The 22771-nt window shown below is 39.0% G+C and carries 15 protein-coding genes; 11 read left to right on the forward strand and 4 right to left on the reverse strand.

Translation table 11 applies throughout. The features are described from left to right. From KKB09_02765 to KKB09_02780, 4 genes are all read left to right on the forward strand, one after another. On the forward strand, window positions 1-250 hold a 250-nt coding region (locus KKB09_02765; protein ID MBU4300118.1), incomplete at its 5' end, for a DUF1016 domain-containing protein. Then, window positions 247-1473 (forward strand): restriction endonuclease subunit S, encoded by a 1227-nt coding sequence (locus tag KKB09_02770; protein ID MBU4300119.1) that lies wholly within the window; start codon window positions 247-249, stop codon window positions 1471-1473. The genes KKB09_02765 and KKB09_02770, both read left to right, overlap by 4 nt. 21 nt (window positions 1474-1494) lie before the next feature. Then, window positions 1495-2928 carry a putative DNA binding domain-containing protein gene (locus tag KKB09_02775; GenBank protein MBU4300120.1) on the forward strand — a complete coding sequence of 478 codons (1434 nt, stop codon included), beginning with the start codon at window positions 1495-1497 and terminating at the stop codon, window positions 2926-2928. Continuing rightward, complete coding sequence (locus KKB09_02780) at window positions 2925-5225, forward strand: DEAD/DEAH box helicase family protein (GenBank protein MBU4300121.1); 2301 nt, start codon at window positions 2925-2927, stop codon at window positions 5223-5225. The genes KKB09_02775 and KKB09_02780 overlap by 4 nt, the downstream gene beginning before the upstream one ends. A 160-nt stretch (window positions 5226-5385) precedes the next feature. Here the strand turns inward: KKB09_02780 and KKB09_02785 are convergent, their stop codons facing one another. The 4 genes from KKB09_02785 to twy1 all read right to left on the reverse strand — a co-directional run bounded on the left by KKB09_02785 (window position 5386) and on the right by twy1 (window position 11745). After that, the gene (locus KKB09_02785; protein ID MBU4300122.1) at window positions 5386-6708 is read right to left on the reverse strand and encodes a site-specific integrase; all 1323 of its coding nucleotides are present in this window, start codon (window positions 6706-6708) and stop codon (window positions 5386-5388) included. A gap of 397 nt (window positions 6709-7105) precedes the next feature. Next, on the reverse strand, window positions 7106-8434 hold the full coding sequence (locus KKB09_02790) for an endonuclease Q family protein (protein MBU4300123.1): 1329 nt from the start codon (window positions 8432-8434) through the stop codon (window positions 7106-7108). A 29-nt stretch (window positions 8435-8463) separates the two neighbouring features. Then, on the reverse strand, window positions 8464-10767 hold the full coding sequence (locus KKB09_02795) for a hypothetical protein (protein MBU4300124.1): 2304 nt from the start codon (window positions 10765-10767) through the stop codon (window positions 8464-8466). A gap of 45 nt (window positions 10768-10812) precedes the next feature. Further along, window positions 10813-11745 carry a 4-demethylwyosine synthase TYW1 gene (gene twy1 / locus KKB09_02800; protein MBU4300125.1) on the reverse strand — a complete coding sequence of 311 codons (933 nt, stop codon included), beginning with the start codon at window positions 11743-11745 and terminating at the stop codon, window positions 10813-10815. Window positions 11746-12022: 277 nt separating this feature from the next. Here twy1 and KKB09_02805 point away from each other — a divergent pair, with 277 nt between their 5' ends. The 7 genes from KKB09_02805 to KKB09_02835 all read left to right on the forward strand — a co-directional run bounded on the left by KKB09_02805 (window position 12023) and on the right by KKB09_02835 (window position 22766). Continuing rightward, window positions 12023-14572, forward strand: coding sequence for a DEAD/DEAH box helicase family protein (locus KKB09_02805; GenBank protein ID MBU4300126.1), 2550 nt, complete (start codon window positions 12023-12025; stop codon window positions 14570-14572). A 1-nt stretch (window position 14573) separates the two neighbouring features. Continuing rightward, entirely contained in the window at window positions 14574-15593 is a 1020-nt protein-coding gene (locus KKB09_02810; GenBank protein ID MBU4300127.1) for a virulence RhuM family protein, read from the forward strand. After that, window positions 15586-18054, forward strand: a complete 2469-nt coding sequence (locus KKB09_02815) for an N-6 DNA methylase (protein ID MBU4300128.1) — start codon at window positions 15586-15588, stop codon at window positions 18052-18054. Before KKB09_02810 ends, KKB09_02815 begins: the two co-directional genes overlap by 8 nt. 65 nt (window positions 18055-18119) lie before the next feature. Continuing rightward, a complete protein-coding gene (locus KKB09_02820) occupies window positions 18120-18527 on the forward strand; it encodes a Bro-N domain-containing protein (protein MBU4300129.1) in 408 nt (135 codons plus the stop codon). Window positions 18528-18585: 58 nt separating this feature from the next. Further along, entirely contained in the window at window positions 18586-20529 is a 1944-nt protein-coding gene (locus tag KKB09_02825) for an NFACT family protein (GenBank protein ID MBU4300130.1), read from the forward strand. Between the two features lie 33 nt (window positions 20530-20562). Next, window positions 20563-21165: a TATA-box-binding protein gene (locus KKB09_02830; GenBank protein ID MBU4300131.1), complete on the forward strand. Its 603-nt coding sequence runs from the start codon at window positions 20563-20565 to the stop codon at window positions 21163-21165. A gap of 473 nt (window positions 21166-21638) precedes the next feature. Next, window positions 21639-22766, forward strand: a complete 1128-nt coding sequence (locus KKB09_02835; GenBank protein ID MBU4300132.1) for a hypothetical protein — start codon at window positions 21639-21641, stop codon at window positions 22764-22766. Window positions 22767-22771: the final 5 nt, after the last annotated feature.

The following is a 22771-nucleotide window of genomic DNA, read 5'->3' on the forward strand; positions in this document are numbered from 1 at the left end:
ACTTGATTTTTATTTGCAGTTGATAGATGAACAATTGAAGCAGCCGGATGACCGCCCAAGTATTGGAATTTTGTTAGTGCCGCATAAAGACAGGCTGGAAGTAGAATATGCTCTAAGGACTGCATCAAAACCAATAGGGGTAGCAAAATATACTTTAAGCAAAAAATTGCCCAAAGAGCTGTATGGCAAATTGCCTTCAGCCAAAGATTTTCAGAAAATATTGACATCTAAAAAGGATCGGTTGTTATGAAAACCGGTTGGGAAGTGAAGAGGTTGGGGGATGTTTGCGAAATTGAATTGGGCAAAACTCCTTATCGAGGAAATAAATCGTTTTGGGATCAAGAAAAACAAACCACAAACGTTTGGCTGTCAATTGCAGATTTATTGAATGGTCAAGGTAAAATTGTAGCCGATAGTAAAGAATATGTTTCTGATAAAGGTGCAAAATTATCAAAAATTGTTAAAAAAGGAACTTTACTGGTTAGTTTTAAATTAACTTTAGGCAGATTGGCATTCGCTGGAAGAGATTTATTTACAAATGAAGCGATAGCTGCTCTAACAATTAAAAATGAAAAGACCCTTTCAAATCAATATTTATATTACTTCTTGACTTTTTTTGATTGGGATGCTGCAACGAAAGGAGACATTAAAGTAAAAGGTAAAACACTTAATAAAGCAAAGCTGAAACAAATTGAAATTATTCTCCCCACTCCCCCAGAACAACTCCGTATCGTCGCTATTTTAGATGAGTCTTTTAAAAGCATTACAAAAGCAAAAGAAAACGCTGAGAAGAATTTAAAAAATACAAAAGAGATTTTTGAAAGCTATTTGCAAAGTGTTTTTGAAAATAAAGGCGAAGGATGGGAAGAGAAGAAGCTTAAAGAAATTTGTGAGATTAAACCACCTAAAAGTGAAGCACGAAATAAATTAAAAGAAACTGATGTTGTTTCTTTTGTGCCCATGGAAGATTTGGGAATAAATCAGAAAATTTTAATTCCCGAAAAAGAAAGGACATTAAAAGAAGTAGAAGGAAGTTATACTTATTTTGCTAATGATGATGTTCTTTTAGCAAAAATTACCCCTTGTTTCGAAAATGGAAAATTAAGTATTGCTAAAAATTTAAAAAATAGCATAGGTTTTGGTTCTAGCGAATATATCGTTTTTAGAACAAATAAAAATATATTCTCAGAATTTTTATATTACTTTTTGTTACGTTCTCAATTTAGGGAAGAAGGTGCAAAAAGAATGACTGGGGCTGTGGGGCATAAAAGAGTTTCAAAGGAATTCATTGAGAATTCCATGATTGCCTTGCCACCTCTAGTTGAACAACATTTAATAGTCGCTAAACTCAACGCCCTCTCCGCCGAAACCAAAAAACTCGAAGCAATTTACGCGCGGAAATTGGCGGATTTGGAAGAATTGAAGAAATCCATCCTTACAAAAGCCTTTAAAGGAGAATTGGTCAATGAATAATATGTTTGGGGCGTACGGCATATGCTGAAAAACAAGATTTTTGATATTATCAAAAAAGGCGAAGGGATTCGCATTGAATTCAAAGAGTGCAAAACCGAAATAAACAAAGGAGTCTATGAAACTGTTTGCGCGTTTTTAAACCGCAGCGGCGGAGAATTATTGCTCGGGGTTAATGACCGCGGCAAAATAACCGGAATTGAGAAGGATTATATCGAGCAGATAAAAAAGGATTTTGTGACTGCGATAAACAATCCTCAGAAAATAACGCCGTCAGTATATCTGTCTATAGAGCAAGCGGAGATAGATGGAAAATTACTGCTTTATATTTATGTGCCTGAAAGCTCACAAGTGCACCGATGCAACGGGAAAATATTTGATAGAAATCAGGACGGAGACTTTGATATTACAAACAACAACACGCTTGCCACTTCTTTGTATCTGAATAAGCAAACGCTTTATACTGAAAATAAAGTGTATCCATATTGCAAAATTTCTGATTTGCGAAGCGATTTGATTGAACGGGCAAGAAAACTTGCGGTTAATCAAAACAGCAATCATCCGTGGCGAAATATGAGCAATATTGAGCTATTGAAAAGCGCGAAACTTTATTCAAAAGACTATCAAACCAACAAAGCCGGATTTACGCTTGCGGCAATTCTTTTATTCGGGAAAGACGAAACAATTCTTTCGGCATTGCCTCACCACAGAACGGATTTAATACTGAGGCGAGAAAATCTTGACCGGTATGATGATCGTGATGATGTGCGGACAAATCTCATAGAAAGCTACGAAAGAATACTTGCATTTGGACAAAAACATTTGCCCGACCCGTTTTATCTTGAAGGAACCCAAAGAATCAGCATAAGGGATAAAATCATTCGTGAAATTGCTTCAAACATATTAATCCATAGAGAATATTCAAATCCGTTTCCCGCAAAAATAATAATCGAAAAGAATAGAATTTATACAGAAAATGGCAACAAGACACATGGGCAGGGAATAATAAACCCTGAAAATTTCTCTCCGTTTCCTAAAAATCCGGTTATTGCCGGCGTATTCAAAGAAATCGGCAATGCTGATGAACTAGGTTCTGGCGTGAGAAATCTTGTAAAATACACTAAATTATACTCAAATAGCGCGCCTCAGCTATTTGAAGAAGATGTTTTTAAGATAGTTATTCCGTTGACCGACCAAGCTACCCAGCAGGCTACCCCGCAAGCTACCCAGCAGGCTACCGAGCAGGATGAACGAACAAAAGCAATTTTAGTTTTTTGCTTAGATCCTAAAACAAGAGAAGAAATTCAAACATCATTAAACATAAAGGATAGAGAATATTTCAGATCAGAAATATTAAAACCATTGATTGAAAAAGGATTATTATTCCTTACAATTCCAGATAAACCGAGCAGCCCAAACCAAAAATATTACTCAAAAGTAACTGGAGGAAAAACATGAATGAAGATGAAACTAGAGCCGAACTCATTGATCCCAAGCTAAAAGAAAGCGGTTGGGGTGTAATTGAAGGCACGAAAATCAATAGAAACTTCCCGATTACTTTAGGCAGAATTAAAACCGGTAATCTCAGAGCCAGCCCAATCAGAGCAGACTATATACTATCCTATAAAGGCCGTAAACTTGCAGTTATAGAAGCTAAAAGTGATGTTCAAGAACTTGGCGAAGGAGTTGCTCAAGCAAAAGAATATGCTTTGAAACTGCATTTGGAAACTACTTTCGCAACCAACGGCAAAGAAATATATCAGATTTGTATGGAAACCGGAAAAGAAGGGATAATAAAAGAGTTTCCAACGCCTGACGAATTATGGAATAAAACATTCAATATCAAAAACAATTGGAAAGAAAAATTCAATGCAATTCCTAAGGGAGGAATTTACGAGCCCAGGTTCTACCAGGAAATTGCAACAAATAACGCTTTAGATGCTATTGCCGAAGGAAAAAATCGATTACTTTTAACTCTTGCAACAGGTACTGGAAAAACTACTATTGCATTTCAAATTGCCTGGAAACTGTTCCATGCACGTTGGAATTTATTGCGGGATGGCGCAAGAAGGCCGCGGATTTTATTCCTTACTGACAGAAATATTCTGGCAAACCAGGCATTTAATGAATTTTCTGCATTCCCTGAAGATGCTTTAATCAGAATTACGCCCAAGGATATAAGAAAGAAGGGTTCGGTTCCAAAAAATGGCAGTATTTTTTTCACAATATTTCAGACTTTTATGAGCGGCCCAAATGATACGCCTTACTTCGGACAGTACCCTAAAGACTATTTTGATTTAATAATTATTGATGAATGTCATAGAGGCGGAGCAAATGATGAAGGAAATTGGCGGGCAATAATGGAATACTTCTCCCCTGCGGTTCAATTAGGTTTAACTGCCACTCCAAAACGAAAAGAAAATGCGGACACTTACAAATACTTCGGAAAACCGCTTTATGTTTATTCATTAAAAGAAGGAATTAATGACGGTTTCTTAACTCCGTTTAAAGTCAGGACAATTAAAACAACCCTGGATGAGTATGTTTATACTTCCGATGACGAGGTTATTGAAGGCGAAGTAGAAGCTGGAAAAATTTATCAGGGGGCGGACTGGAATAGAATAATTGAGATTAAAGAAAAAGAAGCACATAATGTAAAATTACTTTTAAAAGAGATTAATCAAAATGAAAAAGCCATTGTTTTTTGCGCAAGCCAGGACCATGCACTTGCAATTAGGGATTTAATTAATCAATATAAGAAAAGCAAAGAACCAAATTACTGTGTACGTGTTACTGCTAATGATGGAAGACTTGGCGACGAGTATTTGGCAGAATTTAGAGATAATGAAAAAACAATCCCGACAATTCTTACTACTTCGCAAAAGCTTTCAACCGGCGTTGATGCAAGAAATATTCGCAACATTGTTTTAATGCGTCAGATTAAAGAAATAATTGAATTTAAACAAATTGTTGGACGCGGCACAAGATTATTTGATGGAAAAGAATTCTTTACAATATATGATTTTGTTGGTGCATGTCAACACTTTAGCGATCCGGAATGGGATGGCGAACCAATGGAGCCCGAACTATCAACTGGAAAAAACCTGCAAGTAATAAAAGAGGCGACAGCACCTTACAATGAAGACTCAGAAGATCAGCCAAAAAAGAATATCTTAAAAATAAGATTGGGTGATGGTAAAGAAAGAGAAATTCAGCACATGGTTAAAACATCATTCTGGAGTGCTAATGGAAAACCAATTTCATTAGAAGAATTTTTAAAAACGATATACGGGGAATTACCCAATTTTTTTAAAAATGAAGACGAACTTCGTAAAATATGGTCGAATCCCATAACGCGAAAAGCTTTACTTGATAAACTGGATGATGCAGGTTATGGAATGACTGAATTGAAAACATTACAACAATTAATAAATGCGGAAAACAGCGACATATTTGATGTTTTAGAATATATTTCTTTTGCAATTAAACCAATTTCAAGGGAGGAAAGAGTTGCTAAAGCACAATCAAACATACTCAAGTCATTAGACAATAATCAAAGAGAATTTTTAGAATTTGTCTTGTCCAAATATATTGAAACTGGTATTGAAGAGCTTGATCAAGATAAACTACCAGATCTCCTTAAAATTAAATATTTTGCGATAAATGATGCGACTGAATTGCTCGGCGGCGTTACTAAAATACGGGCGACATTCATTAATTTCCAAAAGCATTTATTTGCTACGGCCTCAGATTAGTAGTATTCCACCCCCACCAGGCATCGCGCCCGACAATTACCTGATTCAAGAGCTCAATATTCAATAATCCTCTACATCAACCTCAGTCGATACGGCGCATTCTAAATATGTGATGCATTTTTGAAGAATGATATTTTTCGCGCAGTTCCTTCACGGCCCATTATTGAACGCTTGAAAACTTGAGTTTATCCTTTTGATTCCGCCATTCCGAATTCGGAATAAATTCCCCACCATTTAAAGGCTGACATCCGCTTGCGGAAATATCCATGCCTCCGACCATGATGTTTTTTTGCTGAGATGCCGCGACATTACTCAAAGCCTGCATCATCTCCGCCATTTTCTGCTCCATTTTCTCAAAGCGGTTATCATTTTCGTTCTCGCGCACGGCCATCACTATTCCGTTTAAAATATTGCCACACGAACATATTGATTCGTGAGAAGCTACTGCTGCGCTGCACTTCGGGCAAGTTTTAACAACAAATGTATTCTCCACCTTCTTTTGCTCAACATCAATTCCAGACATTGCAAACATTTCATTCTCAACATCCTCATCGACTAAGTGCGTGTATGTTGATAATGCACGGGATTGCGGAGCGTGACCTACGGCCTTCCGTATTACGCCCTCAGGAACTTTCTTCAAAACATACTGTGTTAATCTAGAATGTCGAAAAAGATATGGCGTTATTGCCCTTCCAAGAACTCGTGTGCTCAATAGCTTTATTGTTTTTGAAAACGCTGGATGTGTAATAAATCTTGGTTCGCCCTTGGTCATATAATAAAACAAAGGAGTATCCGGCATTTCTCTGAAAGCATGGGCGTTAATCCATTTCTCAAGCATAGGAGCTGAGACAATCGCAAAGACAACGCGTTTTCCAGTCTTGCCATCTACATTTATGCGGTATCCGTGCGTATTTTTTACAACATCTCGAAGCATTATGCCGCGTATCTCGCCAGGACGACATCCAGTTTCATATAATACGCCGAATATGGTTGAATACATCAGACCATCCTTTAAGCCAGATGCTGCAGAAATAAGCTTATTCACATCATCATCCGTAAGCAAATCCTCGCGTCTTAAACTGCTTTGTGGCTTCTTCTGTCTTAGATGCTTTGTTCTTGGGCTTTGCTCACCATCATCTAAGCCATCAATAAAACGGAACATAACCTTAAAGGTCGTAGCAAAATCGTTTATGCTCGCCGGTTTATATCTTCCACATAGACGTATCTTTGTCATTACGGAATCGATGTCTGCTTTTGTGTAATCAATTAAATCCTTTTCACTGTTTTGCGTAATGGTTCGGGCGAACATGAGATATTTCTTCACTCTAAGAAGAGATAACTGCCGGCTGATGAGCCAATCCCTGAAAGAAAATAATGTTTGCTTGTTTCTTGCGCTCATATCACTTCTTTCTATCAACGCGTTTGTCCGATTCATGTCTGCTGTCAAGTCGTATAATTTCTCTTTGACGTCATTAAATCCCATACGCTCACCGTTTTAGAACCCGCTTTATTAAAGCGAGGTATGGGAATATGACTTTCTTTGTATGCAGGGGAGGGGATATTCGCCGATTCCGGATAGTTTGTGACCTCGACGATTTTGAGGAATCGAAAGATTCCTCAAAAGCTTGAAAATCGCAGATTTTCATGAAGTCGAGGTCGCTGGTTTTCTCTTTCTACCCGGACTTGTCTTTCTCTTTTTCAAAAGAGAAAGAAACCGGAATCGAACCCCCGAAGGGACTAACCCACAGAAGCCTCAGTCCTGCCTCTTTTGTCGCTGGCGGCGATAAAACTTCCGCGCGCCGACTTAGACCGCTTGAGTACCCCTGCACAAAATATATGATGCGTTAGTTATTGGCAAAGGAAGATTTAAATACGAATTGTCAAACAGATTTTTTAAATTCAATAAGGCTTTTCTGCGGTTTTTTTTGATTATTCTTTGATTTATTTTCAGCACCATCAACCTCATTATTGATTTCATCCTCATTAAACACGCGCCCTACGCCATCAATTATTGGAACTCCGTAAACGCCGTCATATCCGGGCTTTACCTGAATCGCGCCGACGCGGTTTTTCATTATGATGTCCGCGATTTTCGGCTCAACAACCTTTTCGAGCTCCTCGCGCGGCGCATCCATCAGCACATTGAACTCGTTGCCGAACTTTCGAATCAATACATCAAACACAGCCCATACCTTTTTCGAAGAAACCGCGCCCCCGCCAAGCGCGTTTGCAATAACTTCAGAAAGCGGCAGCATTGTATAAAACGGAATCGCGTTTTTTGGTGTATAACCTTCGAGCCTGTCTGCAAGCTCCTCGACCCTGTTCAAAACGCCGATAACAAGCGGTTTCCCGCAAACAGGGCAAAGACCGTTGTGTTTTTTTGTTTCTTTCGGCTCCATAGAGATGTTGCAGAGCCTGTGCCCGTCAACATGATATTTGCCATAAGCGGGATTAACTTCAACGGTTCCCAAGAATTCTTTTGGATTCTTTTGCCGGAGTGCGCCGATAAGATTCTTGTATGTCGGTTCTTTGAAATCAAATATATTGCACTCCCTTCCAATCCGCCACGGCCAGAAAGAATGCGAATCAGAATTTGAGATAAGAGTAAATCGGTCAAGCTGGGAAAGCCTCCAGTTCATCGCGGGGTCGCTGGAAAGCCCGGTCTCAAGCGCGTAAATGTGTTTTGCCTGGTCCTTGAAACAGTCCTCGATACTGTTGAAACCGGACATTGAACCGAAAACTGAGAACCATGGAGTCCAGATATGCGCCGGAATTATCTCGATATCGTCAGATATCTTTTTCAAATCTTCTACCATATCGCAGCAGGGATACCTGCCGATAATCGGCCTGCCGTCAGAGCGCAAATTGCCTTTTTTTGCAAGGTGCGCGTTTATCTGACCGACAATTTCAAACGACGGCGCAAGAATAATGTTATGGACTCTTCTGCCTTTTCCGTCCTGCGTATAGATGCTTGAAACCTCCGTCTGGAAAACATAGCTCATGCCGTTTGCAGATTTTGGGATTCCTGTCCCGTCTTCGTGAAGATATTGCTTCAGTTCTGCAATCCAATCAGGATGCGTAAAGTCAGCTGTGCCAAGAAGATTCAGGCCTTTGATGCGCGCGTATTTATCCAAATTCGGAATAGTGAGGTCTTTTGAAGTTGCTCGGCTGTATTTTGAATGAAGGTGCAGGTCTGCAAAGAATTTCATAGAGTTTGTTGTTTGTTTAGTTTTATATATTATTTGGCGCAGATAATGGATGCTTCCTGTGCTGAAAGCGTTCCAAGTTTAACTGAACATGCGCACGGCGCATCCGCTGTGCAACCATTTCCAGCCACATTAAACTGGGTAATTGTCAGAAGACTTGTTCCCGAGCAAGCGTAACCGTTCTCGAACAGGGTGGCGCATAAGCCTCTTTCTTTTCCGTTATTTGTGCAAAAGGCATTGCATTCACCGGATGCAGTTCCGGAATATGCCGAAAGCGGCTTTTCTTGTTTTCTTAAGCATTTGCAGATTGTATCGCGCGAGTATGCTCCGAAAACATATCTGGAATCGCATTGTGAATATTTAAGGAAATTTTCCAGCTTGTCGTCCAATGGAAGTGCAGAAATTATTTGCGCCACTTTCCAGTCCTTTACATTTATTGCGGAAATGCCTTTGATTTTACTGCTCGGGTTATTCTGCGCTATTGTGCTGATTGAAACGTCATCTACGGCGGTAATCGTCAGACCGGTTATCGATTTTTCTTTTAATGCGCTCGGTGTTATTTGTGCGCCATTAACGCTAATTGTATTAAGGTATTTAAGCCGAATATTTCCAATGTTTGCCTTTTCAGTACCGCTGCATGGCCTGGAACTGATAGATACAGAATCGCCATTATCCAATCTTCCGATAACCTGCCCGATTACAAATTCATTGCAGAAATAATCCACAATGCCGAATGTAGGCTTATTTGTCGTGTCTGCAGCATATGCTTGTTTATATGTTGTAATGCCGCTTTTAATTTCTTCACCGTCAGGTATAGTATCGCCGTCAGTGTCCCTTTTTACAGGATCCAAAACATTAGTCGGATCTATTGCCGGAAGCTCTTCCCAGTAATCTGGAAGCCCATCGCCATCCGTATCGCGCCGAAGCATTGCCGGAGTGTATTGATTGCTGAATTCTTCAGAATCTATTTGGAACAGCTTTAAGTTAGCAAGCCCTTCAGCCCGCATTGTGCCGCTTTCAGATTCCACATCAAGAGGATCTACTTCAGAGGTAAAGTCTCCAACCTTTGCATCGTGAAGCTTTAGGCTGTCTATTGTTGCCTTTGAATATGCATCGGTGCCTATAGCACTTGTAAAATCGGCGACGCTTATTTTGGGATTAGTTACAACATATTCTGCAAAATTCAATTCGTTAGTTTTGCCCACCGCGCCAACCTGCTCAAAACCAAGGTAATAATTCAACTGCGGATATGCCGCAGGATACGAAACATCTAATGTCTCTGATTTTGAACGGCACCAACCCAGGCCGTTTCCCTGCGTACTATCCCATTTAATGATTTTTTGCCCGTTCGCATTGCATATTTTGGTGCACACATCACTAAGCGTTATTGCGCCTCCGCCGCCAATCATCCCACCCGAAGCATCTTCACTTGTTCCTGTCACGCTTATAGATGCCTTTTTGTCAGAATAATAACTATATTCAAATTCCATTGTAAAGTCACTTGTAGTTATCGGATTATTGCCGAGTGCTGGCGGAGTGCATGTTATATAAGTTTCTTTTGTCTGGCCTTTTTTTAAATAAATGTCATCGCCATTCAAACTACAGGTTCCATCTCCAAGATCTCCAAGAGTTATTTTATTTAAATTATTTAAAGCAGTACCTGCCTCATCATCAACAACTGTTGCAAAAATTTCACAATCATTTGCGGTCACTACGCCGTCGCCGACATTTGTAATCCTGACTTTTATCCTGACATCGGTTTCGAACATCAATGGCTGTTTTGAGAGAAACTCGATTTTAAGAGGGCCTTGTGTTTGCTGTACTGCTATTGTGCGTTCTTTCGGAGGATTCTGCAGCCACGCATTTTCAGAAAACACTTCAAGGCGCCCCCAAACCTTTGTTTTGTATGGATAGCAGACTCTAGCCTGCGCAATATAAGAAAATATCTCACCTTTCGGAAGGTTTGTCGGAGCCCTAAACACCCATTCAAAATTCCGGCTCTCACCAGAATACGTTTTTACGCCGCGCACCTGCGGCGCCATCAGACCGAATGTTTCTGTCTTGGATGTTATGTCAGAATATTCGGTAGTCAATTCCCAGTCATTGGGTAAATTAAATATATACACTATGCCAGTGCCCTCCTCAACAGCATAATCCCCCCGGTTTTCAATTGAAAGCGAAAGCTTTGTCAGCTGATTGCTTCTTAAATTAGTCGGAGAGAATGAAAACGAGTTGATAACAACTCCCGGACCCCCTCCGCCTGATGAGCTGCCAAAAGGATTAACACATCCGGAAATTAAAATAACCATAACAAGAATCAAGAAATATGCGCGCATGTATTTATTTTATTCCCGAGTGTTTATATGTTTGTTAGCAGATTTCTATTTTTTAGTAAGAAGTATCACTCTGCTGCGCGCGTCTTCGTCTTTATACAAATATCCTAAATGAGCATTCAATTCCTCTGCGAATTTTTGCACTTCGGCAAACAGCGGCATTGCCTCAATCGGAAGGCGCATTCTTGAAAATCCTATCCACATATATGCCTTTATCTCGACAAAATCAGCATCTGCGCGCATTATCAATTCCGCGTATTCTTTCGCATGCGAATCGTTCCTTCCTTTGACAAGCGTCAAGCGCACTGCTTTTTTGCAGGAAAATGACGGCATTAAAGTAATTGTCTCTTCAAACCGCTCCCAGAAATCTGCAAACTGCGGAATGTCGACTTTTTTATAAATCTCTTTTGTCGGCGCGTCAAGGGAAAGATAAAGCTGCGACGGCTCTTCAATATTCTTGAGATATTCTGGAAACTGTCCGTTTGTCACAAGAAACGTGCTCATATCGCGCTTTTTGAATTCCTCGATTAAAGCAGAGATTTTCGGATATGCCGTAGGCTCGCCGGTCAATGAAATTGCTGCATTTTTCGGTTCTTGCGCCTCTTTCCATTTTTTCATATTCGTGCCTTCAAATCCTTTGAAACCTGAAAGAAGAACGCGCTGCACCTCGATTGATTTTTCTATTATTTCTTTTGGCTCATCCACCTCAAAACCGTCCATTGAATTTGCAGAAGTTTTGTCGGTTGCGCGCCAGCAATAGACGCAGCGGTTGGGACAAAAATACGCCGCAGGCGTCATCTGAAGGCATGTGTGGCTTCTTATGCCGTGCAGTTTTCCGTAGAACTTCTCTTTATAGCAGACGCTCTCGTTGCGCAGGGATTTTTTGGTCCATTCGCAGATTTTTACAGCAGAATGATTTCCTACAAGCCCGTAATTCTGGCGGCGGAAAAGAATCTTGATATTTTCTGGAAGTTGAGGCATGAAATTGTTATACGAGAGGAATGCTTAAATTTATTAGGTATGTTCGAGTTTTTAGAATATTTCCATGATGGCCATAAAATGAAACAACCCGGTTCCAATGTAAATATACTCATAGAATTACGTTTTTTGTATAAGTGACCTGTTTTGATAGTGCTAAAACGCGCGTTTAACGCGGAAATTTTATAGTGATCATTCGTAATGTGATATTTATATATCTGTGGCGTTATATGGGTTCCTGTGAGGGAAAAACAGATGAAAAATGGGTTTGGTGAGCAAAATGAGACCTAAAGAAGCTAAAGCTCGAATCAAAATCAATAAATTACTTGAAGATTCGGGTTGGCGATTTTTTGACACTCAAAGCAAACCTGCGAATGTTGTTTTAGAGCAAAATGTCAAAATAACGCGAGAGCATTTTGATGAATTGGGAGATGATTTTGAAAAAACTAAAAATGGATATACAGATTTTTCTTTGCTTGATGAATTTGGTTTTCCTATCGGAGTTCTTGAAGCAAAATCAGAAGATAAACATCCCTTATCGGGAAAAGAACAGGCAAGAACATATGCAAAAAGTTTGAATGTAAGATATGTTATTCTTTCAAATGGCAATATTCATTTTTTTTGGGATTTGGAAACAGGCAATCCTCAAATCATCACCAAATTCCCCACTTCTGAATCTTTAGGAACGAGAAAAAAATACGCGCCAAATAAGACTGCATTAGTAAAAGAAAATGTTGATTTTGATTATATTGCCATAACTCAAAAACCGGATTATGCGACAGATCCGGACTATACTGATGAAAAGAAGAGAAGTTCATTTATTGACAAAACAGGATTGCGATTTTTTAGGCCATATCAGTTAAAAGCAATTTACAGCATTCAAAAATCAATATCTGAAGGCAAAGACCGGTTCTTATTCGAAATGGCAACCGGAACCGGAAAAACCCTTATTGCCGCAGGAGTTATTAAATTATTTTTAAGAACAAAAAACGTGAAAAGAGTTTTATTCTTAGTTGATAGGCTGGAACTAGAAGATCAGGCGCATAAAAATTTCAAAAAATATCTGCAAAATGATTTTAAGTCAGTAATTTTTAAAGAAAATAGGGATGATTGGAAAAAAGCGGATATTGTTGTTTCTACAATTCAAACGTTTATACGTTACAATAAATATAAGGATATTTTTTCACCGATTGACTTTGATTTAGTTATCTCTGATGAAGCCCATCGTTCAATTGGCGGAAATAGCCGAGCAGTATTTGAATTCTTTTTAGGCTATAAGTTAGGGCTTACTGCAACGCCTAAAGACTATTTGAAACATGTAAATACTGATAAACTTCTTCAAAATGATCCAAGAAAACTAGAAAGACGAGAGCTTCTTGATACCTATAAGACTTTCGGCTGTGAAAATAGCGAGCCAACATACAGATATTCTTTAATTGACGGAGTTAATGAGGGATTTTTGATTAATCCCGTAGTTGCAGACGGCAGAACCGATATCACAACAGAGTTATTGTCCGAGCAAGGATATGCAGTTTTAATTGAAAATGAAAACGGAGATAAGGAAGAGCAGACTTTTTTCCGCAACCAATTTGAAAAGAAGTTTTTCTCTGAAAAAACAAACTATGCCTTATGCAAGGCGTTTATTGAACATGCTTTGAAAGATCCAATATCCGGAGAAATAGGCAAATCAATTATTTTTTGTGTGAGCCAAACTCATGCCGCAAATATTGCAAATGCCCTTAATGAACTCGCCATGAAGATGTTTCCGGATAAATATAATTCTGATTTTGCCATGCAAGTCAGCTCGGATGTTGAAGCTGCCCAGCAAATGACGATTAATTTTGTAAATAATAATCTTGGCGGCAAAACAAAATTCTTGGAAGGATATGACTCCAGTAAAGTCAGAGTGTGCGTAACTGTTGGAATGATGACAACCGGATATGATTGTCAAGATATACTTAATCTGGGATTGTTTAGGCCTATTTTTTCACCTACTGATTTTATTCAAATTAAAGGACGTGGCACCAGAAAATATACGTTCACATATAAAATTAAAGATGAATTTGAAGGCTGGATTGAGAAAAAAATCGAAAAAGACAAATTCAAACTATTTGATTTCTTTGGAAATTGCGAGTATTTTGAAAAAGATTTCCCATATGATGAAAAGCTAAAACTTCCAGCAATAATAAAAACCTATGTTGATGATGGCGGGAAAAAACCGCCATTTGTTTCTGAACGCTATGAAAACTACAATCATGATACCGTTAAGAAATATGATGAGACCGCAATTGGAAAAAACGGCATGCGTATTGATAGAGAATTATTTGAATCGTTCGCAGATAAAGTGAGAGAAGATAAGTTTATTAACAAAAAATTCAGAGAAGGAAGGCTAGAAGAAGCAGAAGAATATGTTAGAAAAGAATTGTTCAATAAGCCTGAAGAGTATATCAACCTTGACAAATTAAGAAGAGCTGTAAAGCTTGACCGACGGTTGACTTTAAGGGAAGTTCTTGAGCAAATATTCGGGAATTTAAAACGATTTAAGCTAAAAGATGAGATTTTAGAAGAAGAGATTTCTAAGTTTATTGAATTGCATGGAACGGACAGGGAGAATCTGCAAGAGTGCATTCATGCAATAAGGCTATTTATGAAAGAGTATATTGCCAATGCCGCATTTAGAAAGATTATTGATGAGCGTAATTTTACAGAACTTGAAACAAATCCGGTTTTCTCTATGAAAGACTTAGAAGATTTGAATGGCTGGAGAGATACGCTGATTAATTATGTAAAAGATTACGTAAACTTGAATGTCTTTATGGAGGCTGCTTAAAATGCCAAACGAGTTAATGCCAAAAGATGAAGCCATGGATTTTTTAATTTATAGCTCTCCGGATGGAAATGTCAAAGTAGAAGCTTTTTTGCATAAAGAGAATATTTGGCTTACGCAAGATAAGATGGCGGATTTATTTGGAGTTCAAAGACCTGCAATTACAAAACATCTGATAAATATTTTTGAAAGCGGTGAATTAGATGAAAATTCAGTTAGTTCCATTTTGGAACATACTGCTTCTGATGGTAAAAAGTATAAAACTAAGTATTATAATCTTGACGCAATTATTTCTGTGGGGTATAGGGTGAACTCCGGACAAGCCACTCAATTCAGGATTTGGGCAACAAAAATTCTGAAAGAGTACGTCATTAAAGGATTTGCCATGGATGATGAACGGCTTAAAAATGGCAAATATTTTGGAAAAGACTATTTCGACGAGCTTTTAGAAAGAATTCGTTCAATCAGGGCAAGCGAGAGAAGGATTTACCAGAAAATCACAGATATTTTTGCGGAATGCAGTATTGATTATGACCCGCAATCCGAAATCACTAAAGAGTTCTATGCAGCAGTTCAAAACAAATTTCATTATGCAATAACCGGACAGACTGCTGCTGAAATTATCTATGAAAAAGCAGATGCCAAAAAGAACAATATGGGATTATCCACATGGAAACATGCGCCAAAGGGAAGAATTTTAAAATCAGACACTATAATTGCCAAGAATTATCTTCTTGAAAAAGAAATCAAGCAGCTTGAAAGAACTATTTCAAGCTTTTTTGATCATGTTGAAAGAATAATTGAAAATAGGACAGTTTTGAAAATGCACAATTTATCAGAAAGCGTCAATAAATTTTTAGAGTTTAATGAGTTCCGAGTTTTAGACGGAAAAGGAAGAATTTCTTTCAAGCAGGCTGAAGAAAAAGCGTTCAAAGAATATGAATTATTTGATAAAACGCAAAAGATTGAGTCTGATTTTGATAAATTTAGCAAAAAATTGTTGGAGAAGAAGGAAAATGCTTGATTCAGAGACTAAAAGAAGAATAGATACAGCAAGAGATATTCTTGTGGGAAAAATTCCGGACCCTAAATCGCAGATTGAACAGATAACTGTTGCATTAATCTACAAGTTCATGGATGATATGGATAAAAAATCCGAGGAATTGGGCGGGAAATCTAAATTTTTTACAGGAGCTTATGCCAAATATGCATGGAATAAGATTTTAGACCGATCTGTAAGCGGTTTTGAATTAGTGGCGCTTTATGGCGAATCAATCCAAAGCATGAATCAAAATCCGAATTTGCCGCAATTATTCAGGGATATTTTCAAAAATGCTTATCTGCCATATAGAGATCCCGAGACTTTAAGGGCATTTTTACGAATAATTGATGATTTTACATATGATCATTCTGAAAGATTAGGGGATGCTTTTGAGTACCTGCTTTCAGTTATGGGCTCTCAGGGAGACGCAGGGCAATTCAGAACGCCCCGTCATATTATTGATTTTATTGTCAAAGTAGTTGATCCTTCTAAAAAGGATACAATCCTAGACCCTGCATGCGGAACTGCGGGTTTTCTGATTTCAGCATATAAACATATTTTAGAAAAAAATATGAAAGATGGCAAGCTTGAATTAACTCCTGATGAAAGAAAGAAATTAGTTGAAAATATTGTCGGCTACGATATCTCTCCTGATATGGTCAGGCTATCGCTGGTAAATCTTTATTTGCACGGATTCAAAAATCCGCATATCTATGAGTATGATGCTTTAACTTCTGATGAAAAATGGAATGAAACGTTTGATGTTGCACTAGCTAATCCGCCGTTTATGACGCCAAAAGGCGGAATCAGGCCGCATAAAAGATTTTCTGTTGATTCAAACAGAGCCGAGGTTTTATTTGTTGATTATATGGCAGAGCATTTGACAAATGATGGGAAAGCAGGAATTGTTGTTCCGGAAGGAATCATATTCCAATCAGGCTCGACATATAAACAGCTTCGCAAGATGCTGGTTGATAACGCGTTATATGCTGTTGTTTCGCTCCCTGCAGGAGTTTTTAACCCGTATTCCGGAGTCAAGACTTCTGTTTTGTTTTTAGACAAACGGATTGTCAAAAAAAGCAAAGATATTTTATTTGTGAAGGCTGAAAGCGATGGGTTCGGATTAGGCGCGCAAAGACGCGAGATAAAAAATAACGACCTGACAGAAGCTTTAGAAATACTGCAAAAATACCAAAAAGCAATATTGGAAGGCGTTGAGCCTGAGATTCAGAGCAAAATCGCTCACATAGTTTCTAAAAAAGTTATCGGAAAAACAGGAGAGTATAATTTATCAGGGGATAGATACAAGGAAACAGTTGTTTATGATGGGAAATGGGATTTGGTGGAGTTGGGGGACGTTGCAGAAACATCTTCAGGTGGAACTCCTTTAAAGAGTAAAACGGAATATTATGAAAATGGAATTATTCCTTGGGTAAAAAGTGGTGAAGTTGCACAAGGATTAATTTACAAAGCAGAGGAAAATATAACTGAATTAGGCTTAAAGAATTCATCAGCAAAAATATTTCCAATAAATACAGTTCTAGTTGCGATGTATGGTGCAACAGTAGGTCAAGTTGGCATATTAAAATTTGAAGCCGCAACAAATCAGGCAATTTGTGGTATATTACCTAATAATAAATTTATTCCTGAATTTTTGTTTTCGATATTAAAGTCAAGAAAAGCATATTTAATTAGCTTAAGTGGTGGTGGGGCACAACCAAATATTTCGCAAAAGATAATTAGAGAATTAAACATACCTCTTCCGCCTCTTGAAGTCCAAGAAAGAATTGTTGAAGAACTTGAAAGCTACCAGAATATTATTGACGGCGCAAAGAAAGTCGTTGAGAGCTACAAGCCGAGCTTTAAGATTGAAAAAGAGTGGGAAATAAAAAGTTTAGATGAAGTTTGCATAAAAATAAATGACGGGACTCATTTAACACCTAAATATATGGATTCAGGAGTACCCTTTTGGAGAGTTACTGATCTAACAAACTCTAACGATTCAAAAAAATTCATCTGTAAAGAAGAACATCAAGAATTAATAAAACGATGTAAACCTGAAAAAGGAGACATATTATATTCAAAAAATGGAACGATTGGTGTGGCTAAATTGATAGATTGGAATTGGGAGTTTAGTATTTTTGTTAGTTTGGCCCTGCTTAAACCTAAACGAGATATTCTTAACTCAAACTATTTGGAAATATTTTTGAATTCTCCAAATGCGTTTAAACAAGCAACCGCCCATTCAAAATCAGGAACAGTAACTAATCTTCATTTAATAGAAATAAAACAAATGATAATCCCTCTACCTCCTCTCGAAATCCAAAAGCAAATCGTCGCGCGCATCGAAGAAGAACAGAAGCTGGTTGATGCAAACAAGAAACTGATTGAACTTTTTGAGAAGAAAATCAAGGATAAAATTGCTGAAGTTTGGGGCGGATGAATAACAAAACGTGCTGGAACTGCGCGCGTGAAATATATCACCCATAAAATTATTTGGTGTAACTGATGGATAAAGAAAATGCAATAAGACTATTCCAAGACCAGAACGTCAGAGTCGTGTGGGATGGCGAGTTAGAGAAGTGGTATTTTTCTATAGTTGATGTTGCCGGAATTCTCTCGGAAAGCGTCGACCCTCAGGCATACTGGAGAAAATTAAAGGAACGCTTAAAGGCCGAAGGAAATGATACCGTGACAAATTGTCACGCTTTGAGAATGCAGGCATCTGATGGCAAGATGAGGCTAACCGATGTTGCAGATACAGAACAGCTATTAAGGCGTATTCAATCAATTCCTTCCAAGAACGCAGAGCCGTTCAAATTATGGCTTGCGAAATTCGGAAATGAGCGCATTGATGAAACACACGACCCGGAGCTTGCAATCGACCGGGCTATGCAAACTTATCTAAAAAGATAAAAATTCGATTAGGAATGAAGTCAAAGATAAAATTGCCGATGTTTGGGTGTGAATGAAAATGGAAAAAGAAAATAAGGCTCAATTAGTGCTTGATAATCATGACAAAACAAGAAAACACATGAAAGAAGAGCTCTCGTCCCTTGACATCAAAATCATTGTTTCTGAAATGCAGAGCCTGGGCCTTATCGGCGCGCGAATGGAAAAGTTCTACCAGAAAGAGCGCGAAATACATATACTTCTTCACATTCCGCAGCAGGGCACGCATACGCTTGTGCTTGGCTCGGGAAAGATATTTTTGACAAAGAAAAGATTTGAATACGGGCAGGTTCCGCCTACTTTTGCAATGACTCTGCGCAAATACCTTGGAGGAAAAAAAATAGCGGCAATAAGCCAGCATGAATTCGACAGAGTTATTGTCATTGAAACTGACGCGCACAAAATCATCGCCGAGCTATTCAGGAACGGAAATATTGTGCTGACAGATCCTGAATATAAAATATGGTCAATGCTTGAGCGGCAGGAATGGAAAGACCGCGCGATAAAGATGCGCGAAACATACAAGTTCCCAGCGCGCGGAAATACTCATGGAATCTGCGGATTCCAAGCTTTTAGGGACCCCGAGCCCCAAAATGATGAAATATTCTCCAAGTTAAAAGAGTCTGACAGGCAGGTTGTCGTGTTCCTTGCATCTGTTATGTCATTTGGCGGAGAGTATGCGGAAGAGATACTTTTCCGCGCAAATATTGACAAGACAAAGAGCTGCAAAACGCTTTCTGAAAAAGAGATTTCGGCGATATCGCGCGAAATAAAAAAGATACTCGAAGAAAAACCGGCGCCTTATGTTGTTCTTGATGCGGAAAAAGCAGAGGATTTTGCGCCGTTTGAAATGGCTCGCCATAAAGGCAAAGCAAGAAAAGAAACAAGTACTTTCAACGAAGCGGTTGCCGATTATTTTTCATGCGACGATGCCAGAAACGCGCCAAAAATCGCGGCAGCTGTTGCAGCTGATAAAGGCACAGCCGCAAAGTTCAATATACGCCTCCAGCAGCAGATGTCTGCAATCGCGCGCATTGAAAGCGAGTCCAAGCACGCGAAAAAGACTGGAGACTTGATTTATGCAAATTTTGAACTATTCCAGCAAGCAGTTGCAGAAAAGGAAAGGCACAAGATAAACCGCAAGGAAAAAACAATAACGATAGCAATTGAAGGCGAAAAAGTAGTTGTCTTCTACGAACAGCCTCTATCAAAAAGCGCGGAGAAATACTACGGCCGGGCGAAAAAACTGAAGGAAAAAGTCGCGCGCCTTAAGCTTGAAATCGAGCGGACAAAAAAAGAAATGTCTTTGCACAAAAAAGATACAGTACAGAAAAAAAGCGCGCCCGAGCCAAAAAAAATAGAGTGGTACCACAAATACCGCTGGTTCTTCACATCCGGCGGATTTCTGTGCGTTTCAGGAAAGGACGCAGACACAAACGAGGAATTGATAAAAAAACGTGTTGAAAAGACCGACATCGTGATTCACGCGGACATCACCGGCTCGCCGTTCGGATTGCTAAAAACGCGCGGAAAACCGGCTGACGAAAAATCGATAAAAGAAGCGCTTGAGTTTGTCGCATCCTATTCAAGAGCGTGGCAGGCGGGAGTCGGGATTGTTGATGCCTATTGGGTACTTCCCGAACAGGTGACCAAAAAAACGCCTGCAGGAGAATATATCGGAAAAGGCTCGTTCATGGTCTATGGCAAAAAGAATTCCTTCAAAACAGAGCTTCGGCTTGCGATTGGTGTGAAAAACGGCGAGGCTGTTGCAGGCGCGATTTCTTCAGTCCCTGAGCCTTTTGCAGTAATAAAACCAGGGCGCTCGGAGGCAAAAAAGCTTGCCGAGGAAGTTAAAGCATATCTTATCACGCACAGCACAAAAGAGCTTAAATCAAGAGCAGAGAAGATATCACTTGACGAAATCGCGCGGCACATTCCATTCGGAAAGGGTGAACTGGCTATATAAAGGTTTTTTGCGCTATATATAAACAGATATTTTATGGTCACTTCTAAAAAAACAGGGAAAGTTGCGCAAACTAAAGAAAAAATAGCTCCTAAAACATCCCATAACATAAAAATACAAAATGTTGTTATTTCTGTAGATACCGGCACGCGCATGCTTCTTGACGTTCTTGCAAGGCACCTTGAAAACGCAGAATATGAGCCGGAATCATTCCCGGGGCTTGTGTACCGCATAAAGGAACCGAAAGCATCGACACTCATATTCACAACAGGAAAAATCATATGCTCTGGCGCTAAATCATTTGACGAAGCAAAACTCGCCATAACAAAACTGATAAAGAAATTCAGAGAAATCGGCCTGAAAGTGCCAAGCGAGCCGAAAACAGAAATTGTGAACATTGTCGCTTCTGCAGAGCTTGGGGCGCGCCTTGACCTGAACAAGATTGTTTTCGAGCTTGGAGAGTGCGAATATGAGCCCGAACAGTTCCCGGGGCTTGTGTACCGCCTAGATTCGCCAAAGGTAGTGTTTTTGATATTTAATTCCGGAAAGCTTGTTTGTACTGGGGCGCGTTCTGAAAAAGCAGTCGAGCTTGCGGTTGATAATTTGCGAAAGAAACTGAAAGATATCAAGGCGATGTAAAGCGAATTCAGCTGTTTCTTATATGTAATGCTTATGAAGTTCTCCACATAGGGAAATAATAATACATTATTTCCCTCCAGGAAGGAAACATTTATATATTATTTCCCCCTATAGCGGATTTCATAATCAAAGACGGCAAAGAAATAAAGCAGATTCTGCAGACATGCTACGACGTATCCGACCATTCCACAAAGGAAAGAGAAATAAAAAGTCTGCTTAAAGCATCCAAAGACCTGAAATGCAATAATTTAACAATAATTACTGAAGTTTTGCGTTTTTTGGGCAGTTGAGCTCAAATATCAATTCACAAAAACTGAAATTTGAGTGTGAATTTTAAAAAACGCAAAACTTGAAAATAATTACATTAGATTATAAAGCAGAAGAAAAAATTGCCGGAAAGAAAATAGCCTACGTCCCCTTATTGAAATGGCTGTTAAATGAAGTATAAATAGTATCGCAGCCAAAAGTATTTTATGCGCAGAAAGGGAACTGAAGGAATGGCGATAGAAGCCATAACAGGTATGGGCTATCACCTCATTTTTCTTTTAGTTGGGCTTCTTTTGATCTATGTAATTGCCAGCGGATATGGCACAGAACTTGTGGGAAAAGCGCGGGCTGCGATAAGCGGGATGGGACCTTGCGAACAACTAAGTAGTGTTGAATACAAGGAGTTTATGAAAGCCATTAACGATGTATATAAAGGCTGTGCAGATGAAGACAAATGTGGATTATCATATTGCAAAGAAATGACTATGAATATCCCGGAATGCTATAATGTAGACCGAGCATCTCTTGACTCTTTTGGAATATCCTACGTTTCAGACATACCGTTTTGTGTTTGGACTTCTGATAAATTTAATTTATATTGTGGAGAGTCTGACGGAGACTACAAAAATAATGGCAACGTGGATATTATCTACTATGGACAAACCGGAGTTGATTTCTGTAAATTAGGCGGCGCTTTTGGATGCTTTAGCCCCGTAGGCGAATATTTTTCGGTCGATACAGACTCTAAAGTAAAAATAGTTGCAGAAAAAAATGGACTGTTAGGGGGGGCAGACATAAAATTAGACGTCATTGGTGGTGGGGATTACAGCCCCTGCACGCCTGCTCCTAAAAAAGCAGAATGCTACGACGATACCGATTGTGTGGTAAACAGTCATGGATATTGTAAAAATAATGTGTGTGTGTATAGGAAGTATTGCTCATATCTTTGCGAAACGAAATATTCTTCATGTCCGACTACAGGTCCTGATGGCGAAAAATGCAGAATGGTAAAAGCAGATTGCACTTTAGGGGGGGGCTGTACAGCAACAACCGGCTCTTTGACACGCACATGTCCGGATGGAACAAAAACGATAATAAGTAAACTAGATATAAAATTCAGTGCAAAAGCAGTGTGGATAACAACAGATCCTGGGCTTTCTCTTTCATCTCTTGATTTCATATATGGCGAACGGTATTATCGAAGAGTAAGCCTTCCGTGGGATCGTTTAGAAGAACAATTCTATCCAGAGACCAATGATGAAATTAGAATATCTTTTGAGGTTAAAGATATTAGTAACGACAACAAAATCACGGCATATTTTGGATGTTATTGAAACTT

This window comes from Nanoarchaeota archaeon, assembly GCA_018897155.1.
GTDB lineage: Archaea > EX4484-52 > EX4484-52 > EX4484-52 > LFW-46 > LFW-46.